Here is a 26,209-nt window from a genome sequence, read left to right on the forward strand (position 1 = left end):
TTATGCAGCCGTTTAAAACCAACGAACATCCACACCGCCGTTACAATCCGTTATTAGACGAATGGATTTTGGTTTCCCCGCATCGCAACAAGCGTCCGTGGCAGGGACAAAACGAAAAGCTGCACGAAGACAATCGCCCTGAATATGATTCGGAATGTTATTTATGCCCGGGAAATGTTCGTTCCAATGGCATTAAAAATCCAGAGTACACCGATTGCTATGTGTTTGAAAATGATTTTTCAGCCTTGCTTCAGGAAGAAGTTTCGTTTGAGAATGAAGCTTCAAACTTATTCCAATTAAAACCCGAAAGAGGCATTAATAAAGTGGTTTGCTTTTCGCCAAAACACAATCTGACTTTACCTGAAATGGAAGTTTCGGAAATTGAGAAAGTGGTGCAGACCTGGAAAGAACAGTACATCGAACTCGGAAGCCACGACTTTATCAACTATGTCCAGATTTTTGAAAACAAAGGAAGTATTATGGGATGCAGCAATCCGCATCCACATGGGCAAATCTGGGCGCAGTCTTCATTGCCAACGCAGGTAGAAAAAACTCAAAAAAGCCTGTTGAATTATTTTGAAAAAAATAAAACGAGTTTACTGAAAGATTATTTAAGCCAGGAATTGGAGTTTCATGAACGTATTGTAGCTGAAAACAATCACTTTGCCGTTGTAGTTCCGTTTTGGGCAATCTGGCCTTATGAAACGATGATCATCAGCAAAAGGCATTTTGGCAATATCATCGGAATGACCAATGAGGAAACCAAGGCTTTCGCCGAAATCATTAAAATCATTACGGTCAAATACGACAATCTTTTTGAAACTTCGTTTCCGTATTCTGCCGGAATCCATCAGGCACCGACCGATAGGATTTCGCATCCCGAATGGCATTTCCACATGCATTTTTATCCGCCATTATTGCGTTCGGCAACCGTAAAGAAATTTATGGTGGGCTACGAAATGCTAGGCGAAGCACAACGCGATATTTCACCCGAACAAAGTGCCAAAATTTTAAGAGAGCTACCAACCAACCATTATAAAACCAAGTAATATGCAAACCTTAGACACCAAAGATTATATCGTTTTCTTCTGCTATTTTGTCCTCATCGTAGGTTATGGATTGTGGATTTACAGGAAAAAAAAGAAAATAGAATCGAGCAGCACCGATTATTTTTTGGCTGAAGGTTCGTTAACGTGGTGGGCAATTGGCGCATCGTTGATTGCGAGTAACATCAGCGCGGAGCAATTCATCGGAATGAGTGGCAGCGGTTTCAAAATGGGATTGGCAATTGCGACCTATGAATGGATGGCAGCTTTGACTTTGGTCATCGTCGCGGTATTCTTTATTCCGGTGTACCTGAAAAACAAAATATTCACGATGCCACAATACCTGAACCAGCGTTACAACGGCAATGTAGCCATGATTATGGCGGTGTTTTGGCTGTTGCTATATGTGTTGGTCAACCTGACTTCCATTCTCTATCTCGGAGCTTTGGCAATCAGCAGCATTTCTGGGCTAAACCTGACTTTGTGCATGGTTTTCCTGGCGATTTTTGCCGTTATGATTACGCTTGGCGGAATGAAGGTTATTGGTTTTACCGATGTCATCCAGGTGTTCTTTTTGATTTTGGGTGGATTGGTTACTACGTATCTGGCGTTGAATTTGGTTGCCGAAAAATTTGGTTCAAGTGGAGTCATCAATGGTTTTCATTTGATGAAAGACAATGCGGCCGACCATTTCCACATGATTTTTGAAAAAACGAATCCAAACTATATGGACTTACCCGGACTTTCTGTACTTATCGGTGGAATGTTAATTATCAACCTGAATTATTGGGGTTGCAACCAATACATTACCCAACGTGCTTTGGGTGCAGATATCAAAACAGCGCGAAGTGGAATCCTGTTCGCAGCCTTCCTAAAATTATTGATGCCATTAATTGTAGTGATTCCCGGAATCGCAGCATATGTTTTATACCAAAAAGGGGGCTTCCAAACCGAAATGTTACAAGATGGTTCGTTAAATCCGGACAGAGCGTATCCGACGCTTTTAAACTTATTGCCAACCGGACTAAAAGGATTGTCATTTGCAGCTTTGACTGCGGCAATCGTGGCTTCTTTGGCAGGAAAAGCAAATAGTATCGCGACGATATTTACCCTCGACATTTACAAAGAAAAAATAAATGTGGATGCTTCCGAAAAGAAATTGGTAAAGATTGGAAAAGTGACCATAATTGTTGCCATGATTATTGCGGTAATCGTTGCGCCGCTTTTGGGAATTGATAAAAAAGGTGGCTTCCAATACATTCAGGAATATACCGGATTTGTAAGTCCGGGAATTTTTGCGATGTTTATACTTGGTTTTTTCTGGAAAAAAACAACTTCAAATGCGGCCTTGTTTGCAACCATCGGAGGATTCCTGCTTTCGATTGTATTCAAATTCATGCCGGGTTTTGTAGACCTTCATTTCCTGTATGACTTTGGTTTCGCGGTTCCGAATGCAGATGGAATCTATGAAATTCCTTTTGTGGACCGAATGGGGTTTGTCTTCCTGATTTGCGTAATCGGGATGTACATCATCAGTATTTATGAAACGAAAAAAGGAGTGCAGCCAAATGGTTTGGAAATCGACAAATCCATGTTTAAGGTTTCACCCGGATTTATGGTGGGTTCCATCATCATCATCGGGATTTTAGCAGCTTTATATACTGCTTTTTGGTAGAGTAAAAGTTTAAAAGACAAAACCCAGAAGAAAACTTCTGGGTCAGTTATATTGTTAAAGGTGGCGATATTACATTTTTATAAATCGTTTTACAATAGTAGCATCATCAAATTTAATTTTTAAAATATAATTCCCAGATGCAAATTCCGAAACATCAATGCTAGTTTCAGCAGCTGTTATGCTTTTTAATTTTCTTCCAGACTGATCAAAAATAGTGATACTGTTCCAGGCAGTATTGTTTTGATTTGAAATATTGAGCGTATTTTTAGTTGGATTAGGATAAACTAGTACCGAAGCCGAAAAATCATTTTCTAAAGTACTTAAGTTCACAATTGTTCCATTTATCGAAAAAGGCAAATCTTGCGGAACATCAGCAGCGGTATCCGGATCACCAATATCTATGACATTCGCCCATCCTAAAACCGTTCCAGGAATGGTATTAGCAACAAAATTTTGTTTTGCGTTCCAACCTGCTACTCCTCTGGTTCCCTCAATTGTTACAGTAGGAATAAAAATGGCACCATCGTTAATTGCGTGAAATTGATACACAACCCAATAAGTTCCTGAATTCAGTATGGTGTTAATATTCCCTTTTATTTTCCAAACTTTCCTGTTGGTATTTGGCGCAAATATTGGGTTGCCAATAATGGAGTTGGCTATCCTATAGATAAAAGTATTTCCAGTACTATTAGGTGCGTCTAACACATTAGTTGTCATATCACCAATAACAACTTCTGACGCTGGCAATGAAGGGTCCCCATTCCAAACTTCAATCCTCAATTGATCAACAGGAATTGTTGTACCTGTAAAACTATTTTGGTGGGCAAAAAAATCAAAACTTGTGATATTCCATTGCTGTCCTGCAGGAACAACAAAATCATCCGCTAATTCAAAACTGGAAGTCCCAGCAGTATTAAAATAACCTGCAAAACCACTACTCTTATTGCATTCAGTTGTGTTGCCATTATCGTTTTGGAGTTCGCTCCAAGAATAACCAGCTGGTGCTATCAAGCCACTTTTAGATAAAACTCCCGTAGACAAATTGCCATTAGAATATAGTTGGGCAAATCCGTTAGCGTAAAGAAAAAGGAATAGAAAAGCAGTTACATATTGTGGTGTAATTCTCTTATGCAGTGTTTTAACTCTTGTACCCATGATATTAATTTGACATGTTAGAAATATAAAAAATAGGAAGTAACCTTCCTTACCGCAAACCTACGCCATAAAACGGCCTTAAAGTTATACACGATAAAGTAAACCTTTCATAATTACCACCTTAGTGTCTATTAAATCTTCCCTGTCTTAAATCTTCTGGTAAAAATCAGGGTTTGTGGTTAAGCATACGGCTGACATTCTGGTACAATTTGGGGAATTTACTCCTGAATTCAATTGGTGTTTCAAAATAATGCTCGATCATTACCGAAATGAATTCATAACTATTGGTATAGGCATAAATCCGGAAGTAATCGGAATTAATGAGCTTTTGCTTATTGGGTTCATAATTCACTTCCTTCGAAAGCTGGGTGTAATACTTTTTAAACGTCAGCGAACTTGCATCATTGCTTTGCATGCTATGGCAATGAACGGCATGCGAAAATTCATGGATTCCAAGATTCAGGTTATCATTGTCGATTTCGTAGCCTTCCCTAAAATCCTTCCAGGAAAAAACAATCGCCTTCATCTTTGGATTGAATTCGCCTTTATAGTATTCCTGGCTTTGCGTTGACAGGTACTTTTCGGGATAAATGATGATTTTGTCAAAAGCATCAACAAGGTACTGCCGCATCCCGAAAGTCAGCATCACATAAGTTGCCGCAATGAGCGTTTCCACTTCCTGGGTTACCACAAAATCTTCAAGCGGGATAAATTGGTATTTCTCAATAAAACACGCTAACCGGTGATGGAAATAAATCTTCTGTTTGTCATTTAGTTTTTGATAAAACCGGAATTTCTGACGCAGCAGGTACTCCTGTTCCGGGCTTACTTTCTTAGGCCTAAAATACAGGTGGATATAAAGAGGCCTGTTGAATAAAGCAATGCTGATATCGTCCAAAAGGCTGATGAAAAACATACCAGAATATACAATTGCGGCTGTAATGGCCAGTAAAAAGATTATGAAGACGATTTCCATTTTGGAAAGATATAAATTTAGATAAGGAATAGGAAGTACTGAAAGAATCTTATTTCAAGGAATGATATTTTTTTTTACTTTTATCAAAACTTACAACACTATGAAGAAATTACTATCATTATCGTTCCTATTCCTTGTCCTTGCAGCCAATGCCCAAATAAAGGTTGCGAAGGCAGAAGCAAAACCTGTTATCATCGGTAAGGTGGGAACACCGACTTTGAGTACCGTAGAAATTACAAAGACTGGCGACCTTGTTACATTTAAATACCAGAATAACAACAAACCACAGGTAGCCGAATTCAAAACCTTTAGCTTTAAGGATGTTGATGGCGCACTGGAGGGATTTTATAGTGTCATTATGGACGGTATGGCAAACCAACCGAAAGAAGACATTAAGATTGAACTGCCGAATGAAACCGTGAACCTTCAATACAAAAAAGAGATGAATATTGCCAGCGTGAAGATGAAGATAAGTTACAACAGTAAGGAAGAAGGTGGTGTAACCGTGTGGTTAACCAAACTGCAGATTGATAAATTATTCGGGAAATTATAAATTAAAAAAGCACTCTGTGGAGTGCTTTTTTATTATGTGACCCCGGCAGGGTTGACTACATCTTCCCAGACATAGCTCCGCTTTGAAAAATAAAAGAGTGCTCTTGAGCACTCTTTTTACCTGACAGCCACTGGCTGTCCTCCTTTTAATTTCAAATGTGACCCCGGCAGGGTTCGAACCTGCAACCATCAGAGCCGAAATCTGATATTCTATCCAGTTGAACTACGGAGCCATTATTGGTTGTTACACCAAAAGTTTCTTAACGATAGCCGAAATGGTTTTGCCTTCCGCCTGGCCACCAATCTGCGCGGTTGCCAATCCCATTACTTTTCCCATCGATGCGATTCCGGATGCGCCGGTTTCTGCAATGATTTTGGTAATGATTGCTTCAACCTCTGCTTCGGAAAGCTGTGCCGGAAGGAATTTCTCAATCACGGCAATCTGCGCCAATTCGGGTTCAGCCAAATCAGCACGGTTTTGTTTGGTGAAGATTTCGGCACTGTCCTTACGCATTTTAACCAGTTTCTGCAAAATCTTGATTTCGTCAGCTTCGGTGATTTCTGTATTGTTCCCGGAAGTCTGGGCCAATAAAAGTTCCGATTTGATGGCACGAAGCGCTTCCAATGCGATGGTGTTTTTTTCACGCATGGCATTTTTCATTTCGTCCATTATTTGGGTTGATAAACTCATAGTCGTATGATTTAATTTTGTTTTAAATGGTTTCCTTTTTAGCCCTGATGGCAGCTAGCTACCATGTAGCGCGGACAGCAGGAAAATGGATGGCAAAAAATACCCCAACCATTCGCTCCTAAAAAGCTTTGCGAAGGTAAAAAAATAACCCGAAAATAGCAATGCCGTTTTCGGGTGATTTCAAGCAAAAAACAATATGTATAAAACCTGTCTCAATAGGTATTATGATTGTTCAAAATAATGAGCAGGTTGCAATGTAACTGGGGATGAAATTAATTGCCGAATGGGTAAGGCAATACTACGGACAAAGTAGGAAATTATCCTTAGGGTTTTTACTATATTTTGATGTGAATTTTACTATATTTTCTATTCGGTCGCTCCAAATAAAAAAATAACCCGTCTCTAACGAGACGGGTTAAGGATTTTGGGGTTATCTGTAGATTTAATCCACATTATCATGCAAGAAGGAATTGTTTGAACGCAACTGCATGTCGTCGTTGCTGTCAGTTCCTATCGACAATCTTGAGTTTGTATCCTGAGTATTTTGTGACAGATCTACTCCAAGGCGTTTGTATGCCGGTTCTTTTTCCATTTCCTCAATTTTTGAAGGATTGTTATGGAATTTATAGTTGAACTCTTTCAACTTTCTTCTTCTATCATCAGCTCGGTGTTTCAAAGTCTCCTCAATAGTCATTTCCACTGGTGAAATGTCTTCGAAAGCCCCAACAACAGTTTGTGGTTTTTCAACCTCTGCCTGTGGCTTCATGGTGATGTTCAGCTCTTCTGCGATTGGCTCTTCAGTGATTGCTGCCGCAGCAGGTTTTGAGTTCAACAAATCGTTTTCCAACTCCATGTACTCTTCCAAAGAATATTTGATGATGCCTTCTTCGTTAAGTTCGGTCATTGGCACGAATTCTACCGGTTCGTTCACAGTGATTTCATTTACCGCTGCTTCCGACAGGTCGAAAACAATCCTGCTTTCTTCAACAGCTTCAATTGGCTTAACCTCTGCTACTCTTTCGAATGTTGGCAGTTCCGGCATGTCAAAAGTGAAGGTGATCTGCTCTTCCTCTTTTTCGATGATTGGCTCGATTACTTTCATTTCCTTAACTTCAGGAGTCGTTACTTTGTAATCGATGTCTTTTATTGGGGAAACAATTTCAAAAGTCACATCAAGGTTCCTGATGAAATGGTTCATTGCGATTAATTCATTTTCGTCGATTACAGCTGTTGGAGTTTGCGGAGCTTCGAATGCGATTGGCTCTGCTACTTCAAATGTTAATGGAGTTTCTTCAGCCAGTTCGCTAACGCTTGTTTCAATTTCAGCAACATGAGCATCAATTTCTAATTCATCTTCGATCAATTCGAATACGATTTTCTCTTCCTTAACTTCAGCAGCCGGAGTGTCGATGATCGTTTTGAAAACGTCAACCGGTTTTTGGGTTAAATCGCGAACAATCGTTTGATTGTCTTCTAAAGCATGAACGATTTTCTTAACTTCAGTATTTACGATACCATTTTGCTGCTCTACATTAAAACCTGTAGCAATGATAGTAACGGCAATCGCTTCACCTAATGTTTCATCTTCACCAACACCCATGATGATGTTTGCACCATGGCCTGCTTCCGATTGGATATAGTCATTGATTTCTCCGATTTCGTCGATAGTGATTTCACTTGAGCCGGAAACGATAAGCAACAATACGTTTTTGGCACCTGCGATTTTATTATCATTCAACAACGGAGAATCCAGGGCAGCAATGATTCCTTCTTTTGCACGGTTATCACCGGTAGCGATTGAAGAACCCATAATGGCTGTTCCGCTATTCGACAAAACAGTTTTGGCGTCTTTTAAGTCGATGTTTTGGGTATAGTGGTGCGTAATTACTTCCGCAATTCCGCGTGAAGCTGTAGCCAACACTTCGTCAGCTTTAGAGAATCCGGCTTTGAAACCAAGATTTCCGTAAACTTCCCTCAACTTATTGTTGTTGATTACAATCAATGAATCAACCTGCTTTCTTAATTTTTCAACACCTAATAATGCCTGCTCAGAACGAACCTTTCCTTCAAACTGGAACGGAATCGTAACAATTCCAACCGTAAGGATGTCTCTTTCCTTTGCTAATTGTGCAATCACAGGAGCAGCACCGGTTCCGGTTCCGCCACCCATTCCTGCCGTAATGAAAACCATTTTGGTATTGGTATCCAACATCTTTTCGATGTCGCCAATGCTTTCGATGGCAGACTGTTGACCCACATCAGGGTTTGCTCCTGCTCCAAGTCCTTCCGTAAGGTTTACACCCAATTGGATTTTGTTAGGCACAGGACTGTTCTGAAGTGCTTGTGAGTCGGTGTTGCAAACAATGAAATCAACGCCTTTGATTCCTTGTTTGAACATGTGATTGATAGCGTTACTTCCTCCGCCACCAACTCCGATTACTTTAATCACATTTGATTGATTTTTTGGTAAATCAAATGAGATGTTTCCAAATTCTGAGTTGCTTATCATACTTCTTTTGGTATTAGGTATTATATATTCTGTACTTTCTGTCTTGTTCTGTTATTCAGCGTTGTCTAAGAAATCCTTGATCTTTTCAACGTAACGGTCAAAAAACGACCTTTTGATTTTGTGCTCTGTCGTTTCCGTTTCAAGGTTGATTTCTTCTTCAATCACATCCGAAACCGGTTCGATTTTCTCTTCCTCTACAACCGGAGCTGCCTGCTGGTAAACAACCTGCTTCGGAGCTTCGGCAACCACTTCCTTCAATTCAATTTTATAGGCACTGTTCGAATTGTTTTCGATGCTGTTCATTACCAATCCAACTGCTGTTGCAAACAATGGGCTTGAAATCTCTTCGCTTGAATTTCCTGCCAAATGTTCATTTGGATAACCAATTCGCGTATCCATTCCGGTGATGTATTCCACCAACTGTTTAATGTGTTTCAATTGCGAACCTCCACCAGTCAATACAATTCCGGCGATTAGCTTTTTACGTGGATCTTCATGTCCGTAAGCTTTGATTTCGGTGAAAACCTGCTCAATGATTTCAACCACACGTGCATGGATGATTTTTGACAGGTTCTTCAATGAAATCTCTTTTGGGTCTCTTCCTCTCAATCCCGGAATCGAAACAATTTCGTTATCCTTATTTTCGCCTGGCCACGCTGAACCAAATTTTGTTTTCAATAATTCGGCTTGTTTTTCGATAATCGAACAACCTTCCTTGATGTCATCGGTAATTACATTCCCACCAAAAGGAACTACTGCCGTGTGGCGGATGATTCCATCTTTGAAAATGGCCAAATCCGTTGTTCCACCACCTATGTCAATCAAAGCTACACCGGCTTCCTTTTCTTCCTGGCTCAACACCGCATCAGCCGAAGCCAAAGGTTCCAAGGTCAATCCTGATAATTCAATTCCTGAACTCTGGATGCATCTTCCGACATTTCGGATAGAAGAAGCCTGTCCAACCACTACGTGGAAACTTGCTTCCAGCCTTCCGCCGTACATTCCGATTGGTTCCTTGATTTCAGACTGACCGTCGATTTTGAATTCCTGTGGCAATACGTGGATAATTTCCTCACCCGGAAGCATCGCCAGTTTATTAACCTGGTCAATCAACAACTGAATGTCTTTTCCGCTGATTACTTCCTCAGGATTTGTTCGGATTACGTAATCGGTATGCTGAATGCTTCGAATGTGCTGTCCGGCAATCCCAACAACCACATCGTTTATTTTGTATCCTGATTTTGCTTCTGCTTCAATGACTGCCTGCTGGATAGACTGGATGGTTTGAGTAATATTGTTAACAACGCCACGAGCCACACCAAGGCTTTTGGATTTTCCAACACCCAAAATCTCTAACTTCCCATACTCATTTTTCTTGCCAATCATGGCAACAATCTTGGTTGTCCCAATGTCTAAACCTACTGCAATATTCTCTTTTTCCATAATCTTCTATTTAATGCAAACCACTTGCTTAGTAAACTTCAGGTTAATCTTTTTGTATTTTGTCAAAGTGCTGTCTGAAACCGCTTTTTGAAAAAATGCCTTATAATTTTTAAATTTCTTTTCAATGTTGATCGTTCGTCCGAAATCAATCTGAAAATCATAATTCCTGTTTGCCATGATTAAGCTGCCGTTAGGCAAAACCTGCACACCGATGATATTTTTTTTCAAAAACTCATCTTCATTAATCATCCTTAAAACTTCAGATAATTTTTCTTTTTTTACTACTGTAATTTCCCCCGATAGTAGCGGCACTCTGGCTGTGTAATTATCTGACAGCGGCATTTTATTTCCCTCATAATCAATATAAAAAGAACCCGTCTCATCAAACACTCTTCCCACTGGTGTTTTTTGTTTCACCACCGCTTTTAGGACACCATCAACACTCACAAAAACATCCGCTTTTTGGACCATTTGCTGTTTATTGATGGACGTCTCCAATTTCTTCAAATCTAAATCAACTTTATCGAATGTTTTTAGGTCTTGATTTTTTTCTATTAACAATTTATTAACCATTTCAGGCTTCAGAAATAAGGCGTTTTCTCCGACAAAAACAACCTCTGTTTTTTTGATTTTCCGGTGCTCATTTCTGTACGAAGTGAACGAAAACAGGGCTATTACAGCGATAACCATCAACACCAACCTGATATTTGTCCAGTTAAATATTTTCATGATAATGCCTTTTTAATTTTTGGAACTAATTCACCAATATCTCCTGCTCCGATGGTCACAATAATTTTGGCTTTACTTTCTAAAATTGACGGAATTAAATCGGTTTTTGAAACCAATTTTTTATGCCTGTTTTCAATTTTTGAAAGCAGCCATTCTGACGTAATTCCCTCCATCGGTAATTCGCGTGCCGGATAAATATCCATCAAGATAATTTCGTCAAATTGAGACAGGCTTTTGGCAAAATCATCTGCAAAATCTTTGGTCCTGCTGAACAAATGTGGCTGGAAAACTGCCAAAACTTTTTCGCGCGGATACAACTCGCGGACTGCCTGATGCACAGCATTGATTTCGGTTGGATGATGCGCATAATCATCAATATAAATCCGATTTTCATTTTTGATTTGATAAGAAAACCTTCTTTGTATTCCTTTGAAAGTTGCTAATGCTTTAGCAATGGCACTGGTCGGGGTGCCATACGTTTTTGCCATTGCTAAGGCCATTAGCGCATTCATTAAATTGTGCCTTCCCGGCAAACCGAATTGTATATTTTCTATGGTTTCTGATGGCGTCTGCACATCAAAAACATAATAGCCATTTTCTATCCTGATGTTGAACGCCTTGAAAGTTGACGCTTCATCAATTCCCACAGTCAGGCCTTCCAATGGCAGTCCTTTCGGAACAAACAGATTCTTTTTGTCTTCCACCTTATCGGCAAATTCCCTGAACGAATCTTCGATGGCATTCTTATCGCCATAAATATCCAAATGATCAGCGTCCATAGAGGTTACGCAGGCTATGTTGGGATGCAGATGCAAAAACGAACGGTCAAATTCGTCTGCTTCAACAACTGTAACTGTTTTTCCGTTTCCAATCAAATTGGAATTATAATTTTCTACAATACCACCAATAAACGCCGTAACATCGGCACCGCTTTCATACAAAATATGGCCAAGGATGCTTGAAGTTGTTGTCTTCCCATGCGTTCCGGCAACGGCAAAACAAAAGGTATCTTTGGTAATAATGCCTAAAACTTCGGCCCGTTTTTTTACCTGGTACTGCCTTTCGATAAAATAGTTCCATTCCGAGTGCGAAATCGGGACCGCTGGCGTAATAATCACCAAAGTATTTTCGATGTAATAATCCTTTGGAATCAGGTTGATATTGTCTTCAAAGTGAATGTCCATTCCAGCTGCAATCAGTTCATCCGTAAGCATCGTCGGAGTCTTGTCATAACCCGAAACATTCTTACCGATGTATTGGAAATAGCGTGCCAAGGCACTCATTCCGATACCACCAATCCCGATGAAATAGACGTTATTTATCTGACTTAAATTCACTTTTATTTTTAATTATTATAGCTTGAATAATTAGATATATTCCAAAAATTATAGATCCAAATCCTGCTATATATCCCTTCATATCATTTATACTTTTCTCTTTCTTTCTTTTATCAAAAACATAGGAAACCAAGGCTAATCCAATGACAAGAAAAATCACTCCTGTTAAAGCATCATTCATTATTTTATCAGCTTGACTATTTGTTCCACTATATCTTTTGTAGCATTTGGCTTCGCCAGTTTTTTAATATTTTGACCTAACTCTGCTTGCAAATTTTCATTGAAAACCAAATTCGAAAATATCGGTTCGAAGGTTGTTTCCAATTCATTTTCCTTTATCAGTATGGCGCCTTTTTTATCCACAATTGCTTTGGCATTTTTGGTTTGATGGTCTTCCGAAACATTGGGTGACGGAATGAAAATCACTGGTTTGCCTACCAAACATAATTCGGAAACCGAGGATGCTCCTGCTCTTGAAATCACAAAATCGGCTGCAGCATAAACCAAATCCATTTTATCAATAAACGAAACAACCTGCACAACCTTACCATCAGTGAAATGGTTGTAATCGTGGTAATACAATTTGCCACACTGCCAGATAATCTGGATGTCTTTGGAAACTATATTGTAAATTTCTTTCTCAATCAATTGATTCAATCTTCGGGCACCAAGGCTTCCGCCAAGCACCAAAAGTGTTTTCTTATTAGGGTCTAAATTGAAATGTCTAATCGCTTCCCTGCGTTTGGAATCAATTTCCAACAAATCCTGGCGCACCGGATTTCCGGTGAAGACAATTTTATCTTTTGGAAAAAAGCGTTCCAGGTTTTCATAAGCCACACAAATCGCATCCGCTTTTTTGCTCAAGAGTTTGTTTGTAATTCCGGGATAGGAATTTTGCTCCTGGATTACTGTTGGAATATTTAAACTATTGGCAGCCTGTAATAATGGCCCGCTGGCGAAACCTCCGGTTCCTATTACTACATTCGGTTTGAACTCCCTGATTATTTTTCTGGATTTCCACAAGCTGCTTGCCACCTTTATTGGAAACATCAGGTTTTGCAACGTCAGTTTTCGTTGCAAACCGGCAATCCAAAGCCCTTCGATTTTGTATCCTGCGTGGGGCACTTTCTGCATCTCCATTTTGTCTTTGGCACCAACGAAAAGAAATTCAGCGTCCGGAAAGCGCAACTTCAATTCATTGGCAATGGCAATCGCCGGGTAGATATGTCCACCCGTTCCGCCTCCGCTTAATATGAATTTTAGTTTTCCCATTTTATTTTTTATTTAAAACAGCACTCATTGGATTTGCAGTATCTACAATTGAGAAACCTTCGAGTTCTACTTTCTCGGCTTCTTCATCTTCCTGTAGTTGTTTATCGATAAGTTTTTGCAAAGCATCTTCGCGTTTTTGTTTTTCGTCCATTTCTTTGGCGATTTCCTCCTCTTTTTTGGTCACGCTCAAAATGATTCCCAGTGCAATGCAGGTCATCCAGATGGAACTTCCTCCGGAACTAATCAATGGCAACGTCTGTCCCGTCACCGGAAGCAGCTCGACAGCAACAGCCATATTGGTCATTGCCTGGAATATTATGGGAAAACCTAATCCAACGACGACAAGTTTTCCAAAAAGTGAATTGGCTTTATGCGCCGCCACTACAAATCGGAACAGCAATAAAAGGTACAATCCGAGAACACATAATCCTCCGAACATTCCGTATTCTTCGACAATAATGGCATAGATAAAATCGGAAGAAGATTGTGGCAGGAAGTTTTTTTGTACACTTTTTCCAGGGCCAAGTCCGTATACACCACCAGTGGCAATGGCAATTTTTGCCTTTTCAATTTGGTAATCATCCTCGTCGGGTTTATCGCTGGTGAAATTGTCAATACGGCTGATCCAGGTATCGACACGGTTTGGGAAAGCATCCGGAAACGCTTTGGCAACCAAAATGAAAAAGGTCAGCCCGATGATTCCGGCACCTAATATGATTCCGATATATTTCAGCGGGTATTTTCCAATAAAAACCAGCATGATTACCATTGAGAAAATCAAGGCTGCTGTGGATAAATTCGCCGGAAGGATAAAAATCAGCGTCACAAAAACCGGAGTCCACAATTCCCAAAGTGAGTTCTGGAACGTGATTGGCGTTTCGCGCTTTTTGGATAAATACCGGGCAACAAAAACATATAAGACTATCGAAGCCAAAGTTGATGTCTGGAACGTAATTCCGATAAATGGAATCTGAATCCAACGGCTGGCATTGGCTCCGTCGATGATGGTTCCTTTAAGCAAAGTGTAAATCAATAATCCCCAAACGACAGGCAACAGGATTTTGGATATTGCCTTGAAATAGTGATAAGGAACTTTGTGGACTTTGTATAAAATAAAGAATCCGACCAAAACCTGCGCTGCGTGTTTCAGCAAATAGGTAAAGGCATTTCCGGAACCGTGGCGCATGTAAGCCAAGTTGCTGCTCGCGCTGAAAACAGGCATAAACGAGAAAAGCGCCAACAAGGCAACGAATGCCCAGATGACTTTATCTCCGTGTAAGCTGTTTACTAATTCCTTCATTTTCTATAGATTTTTAACCGCTGCCTTAAATTGATTCCCTCTGTCTTCGTAGTTTTGGAACAAGTCGAAACTTGCGCAGGCCGGAGACAATAAAACAGCATCGCCTTTTTCCGCAAGGTGTTTTGCCGTAACCACAGCATCACGCATATTGTCTACTTCCACCATCATATCAACAACATTTCCAAAGGCATCGATGATTTTTTTGTTGTCGACGCCAAGGCAGATGATTGCTTTTACTTTTTCGCGAACCAACGACATGATTTCGCTGTAATCATTTCCTTTGTCAACACCACCAACAATCCAAACGGTTGGAACCGTCATGCTGTCCAATGCAAAAAACGTAGCGTTCACATTGGTAGCCTTGCTGTCATTAATGTATTGTACATTTTGGATCTTGAGCACTTTTTCCAAACGATGCTCCACACCTTGGAAATTGGATAAACTCTGACGAATTGTTTCCTTTCTGATTTTCATCAGCTGCGCCACAGAAGTTGCCGCCATAGCGTTTTTCATGTTGTGCTTTCCTTCCAGAGAAATATCTCCGGTTTTCATTTCAAATTCTTCGTTGTTGATGATAATATCCATAATGTCGTTTTTTATAAATGCTCCGTTTTCAAATGTTTTGTTCAATGAAAAAGGAATTAATTGGGCTTTTGTTTTGTTTTTTTTGAACCATCCTTCGATTGCTTCATCATCTGCGTCGAAGATGAGATAATCGTTCTCGGTTTGATTCATTGTTATTCTAAATTTTGATGCGATATAATTGTCATAATTGTATTCGTATCGGTCCAAATGATCCGGACTTATATTTGTAATTATTGCGATGTCGGGCCTGTAATGTATGTTTCCGTCCAACTGAAAACTGCTCAATTCCAACACATAGCAATCATAATTTTCTTCGGCAACCTGCCAGGCGAAACTCTTTCCTATGTTGCCTCCCAATCCTACGTTCAGCCCGCCTTCCTTTAGCAAATGATAGGTCAGCATTGTCGTTGTCGTTTTACCGTTGCTTCCTGTAATTCCGATGGTTTTGGCATTGGTAAACTGCACTGTAAACTCAATCTCCGAAATCACCGGAATCCCTTTTGCAACCAACTTTTTTACGATCGGCGCCTTTTCCGGAATTCCCGGGCTTTTCATCACCACATCAGCATTCAGTATCAGCTCTTCGGTATGGGTTTCGTCTTCCCATTTAATCTCATAAAGCTTAAGAACTTCCCTGTAATTGTCTTTTATCCTTCCAAAGTCAGAAACAAAAACATCGTATCCCTGTTTCTTTCCCAAAATGGCCGTTCCAACGCCACTTTCTCCACCGCCAAGTACTACCAATCTTTGCATTATCTCAATTTTAAGGTCACAATGGAAACGATGGCTAACAGTATGGCAACAATCCAAAAACGGGTTACGATTTTACTTTCGTGATATCCTTTCTTTTGGTAATGATGATGTAATGGTGACATCAGGAAAATCCGTTTTCCTTCACCAAATCTTCTTTTGGTGTATTTGAAATAAGAAACCTGAAGGATTACCGATAAATTTTCGGCAAAGAAAATCGCGCACAAAACCGGAAGCAGCATTTCCTTCCTAACCGAAATGGCTAAAACCGCAATGATTCCACCAATGGTTAAACTTCCTGTATCTCCCATAAATACTGTTGCCGGGAAAGAGTTGTACCAAAGGAATCCGATTAAGGAACCAACAAAAGCGGCTATGAAAACCGTCATTTCTCCCGAATTTGGGATGTACATGATATTCAAATAGCTTGATAAAATAAGGTTACCCGAAACGAAGGCGAAAATCCCGAGTGCGAGTACTGAAATAGCTGAAGTTCCCGCGGCAAGACCGTCGATTCCATCGGTTAGGTTTGCGCCGTTGGAAACCGCAGTAATAATGAAAATCACAATTGGAATGAATACTAGCCATGCCCAGTTTTCGTAACCTTCGCCAGTCCATTCGATGATTTTGGCATAATCCAATTCGTTGTTTTTGGTAAACGGAATTGTGGTTACGGTAGATTTAATTTCGGCCGGAGTTTCAGTAATTACATTCTCGGTCTGATTGAACGATATAGGTGTAGTAGACCTTTCACGAACCGTAACCGTTGGGTTGAAATACAATACCGAACCTACAATTAAACCTAAGCCGACCTGTCCTATTACCTTAAAAATTCCTTTTAAACCTTGTTTGTCTTTTTTGAAAATCTTGATATAATCGTCGATAAAACCAATGGTTCCCATCCAAAGCGTAGTCACTACCAAAAGGATGATGTAGATATTATTTAGTTTGGTCAACAACAAAACCGGAATCAAGGTCGCAATGATGATGATCAATCCTCCCATTGTTGGCGTTCCTGCTTTTTCGTTTTGTCCTTGTAAACCTAATTCACGAACTGTTTCACCAACCTGTTGGTTTCTTAGGAACAGGATGATTTTTTTTCCATAAATTGTAGAAATCATCAGCGAAAGGATTAACGCCAAAGCCGAACGAAAAGTAATGTACTGAAACACTCCGGCTCCGGGAATGTCCATTGTTTTGTCGAGGTATTCAAATAAATAATATAACATAGTTTACTTGTTTAGCTGTTCTAAAATTTCCTTTACAATCTGCATATCGTCAAAATCGTGGCGTACGCCATTGATTTCCTGATACGTTTCGTGGCCTTTTCCGGCAATCAGGATGATGTCATTTGGTCCAGCCAGCTGACAAGCGGTTTTGATTGCCTGTTTCCTGTCGACAATCGACAAGGTTTTTCTTTGATTTTGAGCCTCAACTCCAGCTTCCATATCGGCGATGATGTCAATTGGGTCTTCAGTCCTTGGATTGTCTGAAGTAATAATTACCTGATTGCTCAATGTTGTAGCAATGTTGGCCATGATTGGCCTTTTGGTTTTATCCCTGTCGCCACCACAACCTACAACGGTGATTAATTTTTCGTTATTGGTACGGATGTCGTTGATGGTTTTTAAAACATTATCCAGAGCGTCAGGAGTATGTGCATAATCTACAATAGCTGTGATTTTGGAATCGGAAACGATAAATTGGAAACGACCTGAAACGCTTTCCAGTTCAGACAATAATCGAAGTGCTTCCAATTTATCCAAACCTAATTCAACTGCAGTTCCGTAGATTGCCAATAAATTATAGGCATTGAAAGTTCCGATTAACCGAACCCAAACTTCATTTTCGTTAATCTTCAACAACAAACCTGATAATTGATTTTCCAAAATCTGTGCTTTATAATCAGCATAAGATTTTAAGGCATATGTCAGTTTTCGGGCAACCGTATTCTGAATCATCACCAAACCATTCTTGTCATCGATGTTGGTCAGTGCAAAAGCTGATTTTGGCAGATTGTCGAAGAATGATTTTTTCACATCACGGTATTCGGCAAAACTTTCGTGATAATCCAAATGATCGTGTGAAAGGTTTGTGAAAACGCCACCTTCGAAATGTAGTGCTTCAGTACGTTTTTGATGAACACCATGCGAACTCACTTCCATAAAGCAATATTCCACGCCCATTTCGCTCATTTCAGCCAGGTAATAATTGATGGTCAATGAATCTGGTGTGGTGTGAGTTGCTTTGTATTCCTTATCATCAACCATGATTTTTACGGTTGACAGCAAGCCCACTTTGTAACCTGCTTTTTGGAATAATTGGTATAATAAAGAGGCGATTGTGGTTTTGCCATTAGTTCCGGTAATGCCTACCAATCTTAAATTCTGTGATGGATTTCCGTAGTAATTCGCAGCCAAAAATGCCAAAGCTGAATTGGTGTCTTTCACCTGGATGTAGGTAACTCCGGTTACAATGACATCCGGCAAAGTATCACAAACGATAGACGTTGCTCCAAGATTGATTGCCTTTTCAATAAAATCATGGCCGTTGGAAACCGTTCCGCGAATGGCTACAAAAACATCATTCTCCTGAACCTTGCGCGAGTCAAATTCAATTTTATTGATCGTTATCTCAGTCGAACCTTTAACCGCTTCGATGGCAACTTTGTATAATATGTCTTTTAAAATAATCACGATAATTCGAGTATGATTGTTTTGTTTTTGTCCAATGATTGTCCGGCCGGAACCGATTGTTTTTTTACTTTTCCGATTCCAATGACTTTTACCTTTAGTTTTAGGTTTTCCAAAAGCGCCACGGCATCCATTCCGCTCATCCCTTTTAAATTGGGGATAACCTTCATTTCCGAATTCAACTTGATTTTATAATCATCATAAGCCAATTCCTGTTTTCTGATTTTTCGGTTTAGGTTTTTGATTTCGTTGGTTGATGGCGAATCGGTGAAAATCTTTTGCGCAATACGTTTGAAAACTGGCCCGGCAACATCGGCACCATAATAATTATTGCCTGAAGTATTCGGTTTGTGAACTACAACTATGCAGGAATATTTAGGGTTTTCTGCCGGAAAGAATCCAACGAAAGACGAAATGTAATGTTTGTCCTGTCCGCCATTTTTAGCATAATTTGCCTGGGCTGTTCCTGTTTTACCCGCCATTGAAAAATCTTTGGAATACAACTTAGAGCCTGTCCCTTTTTTCACCACATTCTGCATTACCGCTTTCAATTTTTTAATGGTTTCATCAGAGCAGATTTTCGGATTGATTACCTGCTTGTCGTATTTTTTGATGATTTTATTCCATTCCTTGATTTCAGAAACAAATTGAGGTTTTACCATTTCACCATTATTGGCAATGGCATTGTATAAAGTCAATGTTTGCAAAGGCGTTACCGAAACTCCGTAACCATAAGCCATCCATGGCAATGATAAAGCACTCCAGTGTTTGTCGTCGGGCTGCGGAATATAAGGTATGCCTTCACCCTGGAATGGAAGTCCCAATGGTTTATTCAAACCCATTTTGTCAATTCGGTCCACGAATTCCTGCGGATTGTTTTTGTAATTTTCATAAACAGCCTGAACCATAATCGTATTTGAGGAAACTTCAAAACCTCTTGCCAAAGAAATCCTTCCGTAACCACCTTCGTGTGAATCACGTACTTTTTTTCCTTTAAAAGATGGGTAAGTGATGATACCGCCTTTACTGTCGTAAACAGCGCTTGTGTCAATTTTGTGATCATCAAGCAGGGCAATCATGTCAACCAGTTTGAAAGTAGAGCCTGGTTCGTGGGATTCTGCCACAGCGTAATTGGTAGTTTCGAAATAGGTAGAGTCGGTTGGGTTTAGTTTTCCAAGATTCGAAATGGCCTTGACTTTGCCCGTCTTCGTTTCCATTACAACAACGCAGCCGTGCTCGGCTTTGTATTCCTTTAATTGTTTTAATAAAGCATGGTGTGCGATATCCTGAATGTAAACATCAATCGTAGAAATTACATCGTAGCCGTCCTGTGGATCAACTTCATTCACATCACGGATTGGTTTCCATTGTCCTTTGGCAATTTTTTGCTTCATGACTTTGCCGTCTTTTCCGTTAAGGTATTTCCGGAACGACCATTCAATCCCTTTTCCTACGCGGATTCCGTTTTCATCAATTCGGTCGTAACCAATGGTTCTTTCAGCGATTTTTCCAATAGGATGTTCCCGAACCGTTTCCTGTTCGGTAATCATTCCGCCTTTATTGGCACCCAGATTGAATAGTGGAAAACCTTTGATTTTCATGTATTCGGTATAACTCAAATCGCGTGCAACCAATAAATACCTGTTCTTGTTGGCACGTGCCATTCGCAGTTGGGTATGATAAAAAGAGCTTGGTTTGCCAAACATTATCCCCAAAGAATCCGATAATAATTTTACATTTTTCTCAAACGCTTCGCTTTTTGGAGCAACTGCGTCGAAACGGATGTTGTAATTTGGGATGGATGTTGCGAGCAAGCTACCGTCAGCCGAATAAACATTTCCTTTATTGGCGGGAATCACAAAGTTTCTTACAGTTCTTTCCTTCGCCAACTTTCGGTAGTAATCACCTTCAGACCATTGGATTTTGGTCAATTTGAAAGTAATTGCTACGGTCATTAAGAAGATGCTGAACGCAACTAAATAAATTCGGTAAGAGATATGTTTATCCTCTACTGCCATAGTTTTTGAAAGAAATTTTTTTCTGCTGGTTTTTTAACTTTTATCTTTTGTGGCGGAACTGACGATGGGAAAATTTGCCTTTCTTCCATTTTTTCGGAAACCGTCGATTCCATTTTTAATTTCATTAATTCGGAACGTTTGTCTACAAACTCAGAGCGTAATTCCTTTACTTCATTAGTCAATTCGGTAATACGGAAAACCTTTTGTTCGAATCGGTGCGTGTTGGCAATCATCAAAAGTGCCAACATGAACAGGAACACTATAAAACGCCAATTCCTTGTGGCATCTTCATTGACCAGAAACCGAGCTTTTAATATGCTGTAAACTCCTTTTTTCATTTCTTATTTCTTTTCAGCTACTCTTAGTTTTGCGCTTCTTGCCCTGTTATTCTCTTTTATTTCTTCGTCGGTTGGAACGATTAGTTTTTCGATGCTTTTGAACGGAACCGAAAAATTCCCAAAAAAGTCGCGCTCAGGTTCTCCTTCGAACATTCCGTTTTTGATGAAACGTTTTACCAATCGGTCTTCGAGTGAATGGTAAGAGATTACACTTAAACGTCCTTCGGGTTTCAATATTTCAAGTGACTGTTCCAAAAACTCTTTTAAAACGTCCATTTCCTGGTTTACTTCTATTCGAATTGCCTGGTAAATCTGAGCCAGGATTTTATTTTTAAATTGTTCCGGCAGGTATTTTGACAAAACGATTTTTAACTCATCCGTAGTTTTTATATCTCTTTTTTCCCGTGCTTCTACGATTGTTCTCGCTAAGGCCGGAGCGATTTTCAATTCTCCGTAATCCAGAAACACCCTTTTTAGATTTGCTTCATCATATTCATTCACCACTTTGAAAGCATCCAATTCGTTTTTCTTACTCATTCTCATATCCAGTTCGGCATCGAATCGTGTAGAAAAACCTCTTTCCGGAACATCAAACTGATGTGAGGAAACGCCCAAATCCGCAAGGATTCCGTCAACGCTTTTCACTCCATGAAATCTCAAAAAACGTTTGATGTATCTAAAATTTTCAGGGATCAATACAAATCTTTCGTCCTGCAATGCATTTGCCTGAGCATCTTCATCCTGGTCAAATCCGAAGAGTTTTCCATTTGGACCCAATCTTCTCAAAATCTCTTTGGAGTGTCCGCCACCGCCAAAGGTTACATCCACATAAATTCCGTCAGGTTTGATATTTAATCCGTCAACAGTTTCCTTTAGTAAAACCGGGTTATGATATTCCATTGTCATCATCATTTACATTTCCCATTACATCTTCAGCCAAATCTGCAAAATCAACATCATCGCCTGCAATTGATTTTTCATATAAATCCTTGTCCCAAATCTCTACTATGTTCACAGCAGAAGACAAGACGATATCTTTTGAAATTTTACTAAACGCCACTAAATCTTTTGGAATCAATAACCTTCCTAAGTCATCCACTTCTACCACTTTTACACCGGCAGTAAATCGGCGGATGAAGTCGTTATTTTTCTTTACAAAGCGGTTGAGTTTGTTGATTTTCTGCATCATCAAATTCCACTCTGCCATTGGATACAACTCGAGGCAAGGTTGAAAAACGGAACGCTTCAAGACAAAGCCATCTTGAAGAGAATTAGCAAGCTGCTTCTTCAACGCCGAAGGAATCATCAATCTTCCTTTGGCATCGACCTTGCATTCGTATGTTCCGATAATGGTATTCAAAGTTGGTTTCGTTTTCGATATGAGCAAAAATATAAAATAAATTACCACAATTTACCACAAAATACCACTTTGTTAATAAGTTTTACCACTTTAAACCCTTTTTGATTAAAAAGTTAGGAAAATGGCTTAGAGTTAATTTTTAACGATTCATTAAGAAATATTGAAAAACAGGGAAATGAGAACATTCCGGCAGTCTTTTCCAAGTAAAGCCCTCAGCTAAAACAATTTGGGGAATTGTTGATAATTAATACTTTATCTGTATTTTGGGAATGTTAATGAAAATCGCGTTTTTAGTGGGTAAAAAAAGATGAGATAAATGGGTTTTTATCTTTAAAATCATATATTTGCTTTCGAGGCAAAACTCAAGCATTAACATGGACGGAAAACATAAAAAAGAAGGCAGATATTCCTATTACGAAGCAGGTGAAGGCACGCCAATTGTGATTCTTCACGGATTGATGGGCGGATTGAGCAACTTTACGGAAGTTGCTGATTATTTCTCTTCCAATGGATATAAAGTTGTCATTCCTGAGCTGCCTTTGTACACCCAAAACATTTTGAAAACCAATGTCAAGGCTTTTGCAAAATATGTGAAAGATTTCATCACTTTTAAAGGTTTTGACCGCGTCATTCTTTTAGGGAATTCATTGGGTGGACACATCGCGTTGTACCATGCAAAAGTGTATCCTGAAAAAGTTGCCGGACTTGTCCTTACGGGAAGTTCCGGGCTTTACGAGAGTGCCATGGGTGATAGTTATCCGAAGCGTGGTGATTATGAGTATATCAAGAAAAAAGCGGAAGCCGTATTTTATGATCCTGCGATAGCGTCAAAGGAAATTGTAGATGAAGTTTTTTCGGTGGTTAACGACCGAATCAAGGTCATCAAGACCCTTACGATTGCCAAAAGTGCCATTCGCCATAATATGGCTAAGGATTTGCCAAAAATGCATATAAAAACCTGTTTGATCTGGGGCAAAAATGACCAGGTTACACCGCCTGATGTTGCCGAAGAATTTAATAAACTGATGCCTAACTCAAAATTATACTGGATTGACAAATGTGGCCACGCAGCCATGATGGAACATCCTGAAGAGTTTAACCGCTTGTTGCATAAATGGCTTAAAAAAGCACATCTATAGACTGAAAGTCCTGTTTTAGGGCTTTTTTATTTTAAATAAATATCATGAAAATCAATTCTGCCGAATTTATAATCAGTAATTCTGATGTAAGCAAATGTCCGTTGGAACGTTTGCCGGAATATGCTTTTATTGGTCGTTCAAACGTTGGTAAATCTTCACTGATCAACATGCTGACCAATAATAAAAATTTGGCAAAAACATCCGGAAAGCCTGGAAAGACACAGCTGATAAATCATTTCAAAATCAACCTGAATTGGTTTTTGGTCGATTTGCCTGGTTATGGATATGCACGCGTTTCCAAAAAAACAAAAGAGGTTTTCCAGAAATTCATTACTGATTATTTTGAGAAAAGAGAACAGCTTGTTTGTGCTTTTGTACTGATTGACATTCGCCTTGAAGCGCAGAAAATCGATTTGGAATTCATCAATTACCTTGGCGAAATTGAAGTACCCTTCTGCATTATTTTTACGAAAGCCGACAAAATCAGCAAAACAAAAATCGACTCGCATGTTGCCGCTTACAGAAAAGCGTTATTGGCAAATAACTGGGAAGAAATGCCTCAATATTTTGTAACCTCATCGCTTGAAGCCACAGGAAGGGAAAAGCTCCTGGAGTTTATTGACGGAGTAAATGAGGAAATATTTAGAAGTGGGAATTTATAAAAAAGGCGGTCAAATTGACCGCCTTTTTTTAATTGTGTTCTGTTAGCTTCATCGTTAGAAATATGGATTCTTCCATAACTTCACCCACTTCATCATTCCAGAAAATGTAGTTGTCTCCAATTGAATTTGAAGAGTACTGTTTGTACACTTTACAATGAAAAGTTCCTGCAGGGACTGTAATCAATGAATCAACGTCTATCACTTCACGGGTATAAACAGTTCCGTCAGCTTTCGTATCGTTCCAGGTATCATTCAACTGGGCATTTTTCTTGAACAATCTTTCCCAAAACACCTCAGTAGTATTTGCCACATCGATTGCCATATATCCTGCTTCATTTTTAAGCTTATCAATCTGAGAACCTGTTTCTGCATTGCTGGTGTTATAATATCTTCTGGTTAATGAAAAAACTCCATTCCCATCACAACCACCGAATTCCAATTTCATACCTCCAATAGGAGTCCCGAATTGATCCATCGAATATTTTAGGTATTTACCCGTTTGCAAAAAAGCGATGTCAGATTCACACTCACCTGTAGCCCCACTATCATCACTGCTACTACATGAGAAAAGAAGGAAAGCGGACGCAATAAGCGTTCCTTTTAATAATAATTTCATTTTTAGAATTGTTAAAGGTTAATACCCAAAAATAGAAACTATTTCGTTAATTCCAATTTTTCAGCAAAATAATCGCAAAAATCTTTCATCGTATCGGCCATTTTTTCATCCTGTGTCGCACGTTGGAACGTATCTGCCATTGCAACTAAAGTTTGGTGAAAGAACTTTTTCATTTCATCAACAGGCATGTCTTTGGTCCACAAATCGATGCGAAGCGTTTCCTGGGTAGCGCTATCCCAAATGGAAAGCATCATAGCCTTGGCTTCTTCCTTTTCAACACCACCATCTTGTGCCGACCACATTAGTTTTTCGGGCACGCGGTTTTCGTCTAATTCTACTGCAATTGTAATTTCGGAAGTTATGGTTTTACTCATCTGTCTTTTTAGGTTTGTATTTTGATTTTTCAAATATTTCTTTGGAATCCATTTTAAGCATGTCCTGCAAAGAAACCTCATTATTCTGCATGAAGGAACGAACAATCTGCCAGCCAATCCATTGTCCTACCCTTCCTGGAGACTCATTGTCTATTTCTAAATAAAATTTAGAAAAAGGGGCTAAATTGGTAAAACGGTTTGGCAGTTTGGAATCGGTGCTGTACAAAAGCTCTTTTTCAATAAAATAGCGCCAGATGTAACTTTCGTTTTCCTGGCACCAGCTAAGCTGTTCCGGGAGATAACCTATTTTTTCAGCATCATTATATTCTGGTAACAGCTGATCTTTCAGGTACAATTGTTTTCCGTAATATAACATTTCATCCAACAGGGTATTGTCTTTCGGAGGCGGGATTTTGCGAAGTGAAAAACTCGTAACAATGTCGGGCATCATTTGGCGTTCTTCGAAATTCTGTTCTAAATATTTTGGAAATTCATAAAATTTATGATTGGCTCCAAGGTATAATTCCAATGCGATAATGAGTTTATCATTGGCATAAATGGCTTTGTTGTTATAGTCCATTTCAGCAATTACCGTATAAACTTTGGGCATTGTTGCATTTGGGAAAAAGTATTTGATGTGTTGGAACAAATCTTCGATTTCTGAAGTTTGTTTGCCAAAATCACCGTACTTTTTTTCCACTTCCTGATACAATTCCCGCCATTGTGGATTTTGCATTTTGTCGGTCCAAACTTTATCAGGAGTGCCTTCAGGAAAGAAAAAAGGATATTCAGCCTTCAGGTTTGCCAACTCATTTGGAGGCGTTTCAAAAAATGCCTTGTCAAAACGATATACTTTTAAAGAAACAGGCGGAGTTTCCTCAATTGCTTTTTCAACTTTTGATTTTTTATCGCATGAAGCAAAAGCCAGCACAACAAAAAGAACAAATAAGTATTTTTTCATAATAATATCTAATAAATCAATTCAAAAA

The 26,209-nt window shown here is 39.4% G+C and carries 25 protein-coding genes and 1 tRNA gene; 5 read left to right on the top strand and 21 right to left on the bottom strand.

The window, feature by feature from the left end; translation table 11 throughout:
- The first annotated feature begins 2 nt into the window (after positions 1 to 2).
- Positions 3 to 1,049 (top strand): UDP-glucose--hexose-1-phosphate uridylyltransferase, encoded by a 1,047-nt coding sequence (locus L1S31_RS01585; protein WP_236461199.1) that lies wholly within the window; start codon positions 3 to 5, stop codon positions 1,047 to 1,049.
- 1 nt (position 1,050) lies between these two features.
- Complete coding sequence (locus L1S31_RS01590) at positions 1,051 to 2,721, top strand: sodium/sugar symporter (protein WP_236461201.1); 1,671 nt, start codon at positions 1,051 to 1,053, stop codon at positions 2,719 to 2,721.
- Positions 2,722 to 2,790: 69 nt separating this feature from the next.
- Here L1S31_RS01590 and L1S31_RS01595 read toward each other — a convergent pair whose 3' ends face one another.
- Positions 2,791 to 3,876, bottom strand: a complete 1,086-nt coding sequence (locus L1S31_RS01595; RefSeq protein WP_236461205.1) for a T9SS type A sorting domain-containing protein — start codon at positions 3,874 to 3,876, stop codon at positions 2,791 to 2,793.
- A gap of 166 nt (positions 3,877 to 4,042) precedes the next feature.
- Positions 4,043 to 4,852, bottom strand: a complete 810-nt coding sequence (locus L1S31_RS01600) for a zinc-dependent peptidase (protein WP_236461207.1) — start codon at positions 4,850 to 4,852, stop codon at positions 4,043 to 4,045.
- A 100-nt stretch (positions 4,853 to 4,952) separates the two neighbouring features.
- Here L1S31_RS01600 and L1S31_RS01605 point away from each other — a divergent pair, with 100 nt between their 5' ends.
- On the top strand, positions 4,953 to 5,405 hold the full coding sequence (locus L1S31_RS01605) for a hypothetical protein (RefSeq protein WP_236461209.1): 453 nt from the start codon (positions 4,953 to 4,955) through the stop codon (positions 5,403 to 5,405).
- A 158-nt stretch (positions 5,406 to 5,563) separates the two neighbouring features.
- Here L1S31_RS01605 and L1S31_RS01610 read toward each other — a convergent pair.
- The 16 genes from L1S31_RS01610 to mraZ all read right to left on the bottom strand — a co-directional run bounded on the left by L1S31_RS01610 (position 5,564) and on the right by mraZ (position 22,429).
- A tRNA-Arg gene (locus L1S31_RS01610) sits at positions 5,564 to 5,637 on the bottom strand.
- 11 nt (positions 5,638 to 5,648) lie between these two features.
- Positions 5,649 to 6,095 carry a GatB/YqeY domain-containing protein gene (locus tag L1S31_RS01615; protein ID WP_236461211.1) on the bottom strand — a complete coding sequence of 149 codons (447 nt, stop codon included), beginning with the start codon at positions 6,093 to 6,095 and terminating at the stop codon, positions 5,649 to 5,651.
- A gap of 442 nt (positions 6,096 to 6,537) precedes the next feature.
- Positions 6,538 to 8,604, bottom strand: a complete 2,067-nt coding sequence (gene ftsZ, locus L1S31_RS01620) for a cell division protein FtsZ (protein ID WP_236461213.1) — start codon at positions 8,602 to 8,604, stop codon at positions 6,538 to 6,540.
- Between the two features lie 51 nt (positions 8,605 to 8,655).
- Complete coding sequence (gene ftsA, locus L1S31_RS01625) at positions 8,656 to 10,047, bottom strand: cell division protein FtsA (RefSeq protein ID WP_236461215.1); 1,392 nt, start codon at positions 10,045 to 10,047, stop codon at positions 8,656 to 8,658.
- 6 nt (positions 10,048 to 10,053) lie between these two features.
- Positions 10,054 to 10,776 (bottom strand): cell division protein FtsQ/DivIB, encoded by a 723-nt coding sequence (locus L1S31_RS01630; RefSeq protein WP_236461217.1) that lies wholly within the window; start codon positions 10,774 to 10,776, stop codon positions 10,054 to 10,056.
- Entirely contained in the window at positions 10,773 to 12,113 is a 1,341-nt protein-coding gene (gene murC, locus L1S31_RS01635) for a UDP-N-acetylmuramate--L-alanine ligase (protein WP_236461219.1), read from the bottom strand. Before murC ends, L1S31_RS01630 begins: the two co-directional genes overlap by 4 nt.
- Complete coding sequence (locus L1S31_RS01640) at positions 12,091 to 12,294, bottom strand: hypothetical protein (protein ID WP_236461221.1); 204 nt, start codon at positions 12,292 to 12,294, stop codon at positions 12,091 to 12,093. Before L1S31_RS01640 ends, murC begins: the two co-directional genes overlap by 23 nt.
- Positions 12,294 to 13,385 carry an undecaprenyldiphospho-muramoylpentapeptide beta-N-acetylglucosaminyltransferase gene (gene murG, locus L1S31_RS01645; protein ID WP_236461224.1) on the bottom strand — a complete coding sequence of 364 codons (1,092 nt, stop codon included), beginning with the start codon at positions 13,383 to 13,385 and terminating at the stop codon, positions 12,294 to 12,296. The genes L1S31_RS01640 and murG overlap by 1 nt, the downstream gene beginning before the upstream one ends.
- A gap of 1 nt (position 13,386) precedes the next feature.
- Entirely contained in the window at positions 13,387 to 14,685 is a 1,299-nt protein-coding gene (locus L1S31_RS01650; protein ID WP_236461226.1) for an FtsW/RodA/SpoVE family cell cycle protein, read from the bottom strand.
- 3 nt (positions 14,686 to 14,688) lie between these two features.
- On the bottom strand, positions 14,689 to 16,023 hold the full coding sequence (gene murD, locus L1S31_RS01655; protein WP_236461229.1) for a UDP-N-acetylmuramoyl-L-alanine--D-glutamate ligase: 1,335 nt from the start codon (positions 16,021 to 16,023) through the stop codon (positions 14,689 to 14,691).
- Positions 16,023 to 17,249 carry a phospho-N-acetylmuramoyl-pentapeptide-transferase gene (gene mraY, locus L1S31_RS01660; protein ID WP_236461232.1) on the bottom strand — a complete coding sequence of 409 codons (1,227 nt, stop codon included), beginning with the start codon at positions 17,247 to 17,249 and terminating at the stop codon, positions 16,023 to 16,025. Before mraY ends, murD begins: the two co-directional genes overlap by 1 nt.
- Positions 17,250 to 17,252: 3 nt before the next feature.
- Positions 17,253 to 18,716: a UDP-N-acetylmuramoyl-L-alanyl-D-glutamate--2,6-diaminopimelate ligase gene (locus L1S31_RS01665; protein ID WP_236461235.1), complete on the bottom strand. Its 1,464-nt coding sequence runs from the start codon at positions 18,714 to 18,716 to the stop codon at positions 17,253 to 17,255.
- Positions 18,713 to 20,731 carry a PASTA domain-containing penicillin-binding protein gene (locus L1S31_RS01670; protein WP_236461237.1) on the bottom strand — a complete coding sequence of 673 codons (2,019 nt, stop codon included), beginning with the start codon at positions 20,729 to 20,731 and terminating at the stop codon, positions 18,713 to 18,715. Before L1S31_RS01670 ends, L1S31_RS01665 begins: the two co-directional genes overlap by 4 nt.
- Positions 20,722 to 21,069 (bottom strand): FtsL-like putative cell division protein, encoded by a 348-nt coding sequence (locus L1S31_RS01675; protein ID WP_236461239.1) that lies wholly within the window; start codon positions 21,067 to 21,069, stop codon positions 20,722 to 20,724. Before L1S31_RS01675 ends, L1S31_RS01670 begins: the two co-directional genes overlap by 10 nt.
- 3 nt (positions 21,070 to 21,072) lie before the next feature.
- Positions 21,073 to 21,981: a 16S rRNA (cytosine(1402)-N(4))-methyltransferase RsmH gene (rsmH, locus tag L1S31_RS01680; protein ID WP_236461241.1), complete on the bottom strand. Its 909-nt coding sequence runs from the start codon at positions 21,979 to 21,981 to the stop codon at positions 21,073 to 21,075.
- Complete coding sequence (gene mraZ, locus L1S31_RS01685; RefSeq protein WP_236461244.1) at positions 21,956 to 22,429, bottom strand: division/cell wall cluster transcriptional repressor MraZ; 474 nt, start codon at positions 22,427 to 22,429, stop codon at positions 21,956 to 21,958. The genes rsmH and mraZ overlap by 26 nt, the downstream gene beginning before the upstream one ends.
- A 374-nt stretch (positions 22,430 to 22,803) precedes the next feature.
- Here mraZ and L1S31_RS01690 point away from each other — a divergent pair, with 374 nt between their 5' ends.
- Both L1S31_RS01690 and yihA read left to right on the top strand, forming a co-directional pair.
- Positions 22,804 to 23,568: an alpha/beta fold hydrolase gene (locus tag L1S31_RS01690; protein ID WP_236461246.1), complete on the top strand. Its 765-nt coding sequence runs from the start codon at positions 22,804 to 22,806 to the stop codon at positions 23,566 to 23,568.
- Between the two features lie 44 nt (positions 23,569 to 23,612).
- Positions 23,613 to 24,230 carry a ribosome biogenesis GTP-binding protein YihA/YsxC gene (yihA, locus tag L1S31_RS01695; protein ID WP_236461249.1) on the top strand — a complete coding sequence of 206 codons (618 nt, stop codon included), beginning with the start codon at positions 23,613 to 23,615 and terminating at the stop codon, positions 24,228 to 24,230.
- Positions 24,231 to 24,258: 28 nt separating this feature from the next.
- Here the strand turns inward: yihA and L1S31_RS01700 are convergent, their stop codons facing one another.
- Genes L1S31_RS01700 through gldB form a run of 3 tightly spaced genes read right to left on the bottom strand, consistent with a single transcriptional unit; the run spans position 24,259 to position 26,181 of the window.
- Positions 24,259 to 24,846 (bottom strand): hypothetical protein, encoded by a 588-nt coding sequence (locus L1S31_RS01700; protein ID WP_236461251.1) that lies wholly within the window; start codon positions 24,844 to 24,846, stop codon positions 24,259 to 24,261.
- 38 nt (positions 24,847 to 24,884) lie between these two features.
- Positions 24,885 to 25,220 (bottom strand): gliding motility protein GldC, encoded by a 336-nt coding sequence (gene gldC, locus L1S31_RS01705; RefSeq protein WP_236461253.1) that lies wholly within the window; start codon positions 25,218 to 25,220, stop codon positions 24,885 to 24,887.
- A complete protein-coding gene (gldB, locus tag L1S31_RS01710; protein ID WP_236461255.1) occupies positions 25,213 to 26,181 on the bottom strand; it encodes a gliding motility lipoprotein GldB in 969 nt (322 codons plus the stop codon). The genes gldC and gldB overlap by 8 nt, the downstream gene beginning before the upstream one ends.
- Positions 26,182 to 26,209 lie beyond the last annotated feature (28 nt).

The organism is Flavobacterium wongokense (assembly GCF_021608265.1).
Taxonomy (GTDB): domain Bacteria; phylum Bacteroidota; class Bacteroidia; order Flavobacteriales; family Flavobacteriaceae; genus Flavobacterium; species Flavobacterium wongokense.